Here is a 412-nt window from a genome sequence, read left to right on the forward strand (position 1 = left end):
CAAATGACATTGAACCAGAGTTCTGTTGAAAAATAACAGATTGCAGGCTCTCGCGTTCGCCACTGACGACCATCCGATTCACTGACCATGATACGGTCATTGAACCCAATCAATTCTTCTTCCGTCGATTTCAGCACGAGCGTTTCTTCCCAAACTCTGTGTAAGCTCCCGTTATGTTTGAAACTTTGAATCTCAATCTTGCTACTTTCTTTTGGGAATCGACTCATGTGCTACTCCTTTCTAAAGCGTTTTTCTTCCATTCTGTTATACTCTCGTGCTTATTATACCCATTTTCAGAACGCATGAAAAACGAAAGGGTATTTTTTCAGAAAAATGACGGAATTCAGCCTTGAAAGTGATTTAAAATCGCATTTTTTCGCTGTTTGAACATCGGTTTCAAGATGAATGCTTC

General features: G+C 39.8%; 1 pseudogene. It reads right to left on the reverse strand.

Annotated features, from left to right (window positions below):
* Nucleotides 1-227: pseudogene (locus B2751_RS04780) on the reverse strand (hypothetical protein); the annotation flags it as partial.
* Nucleotides 228-412: the final 185 nt, after the last annotated feature.

This window comes from Exiguobacterium sp. UBA6282 (assembly GCF_002440475.1).
Lineage (GTDB): Bacteria > Bacillota > Bacilli > Exiguobacteriales > Exiguobacteriaceae > Exiguobacterium_A.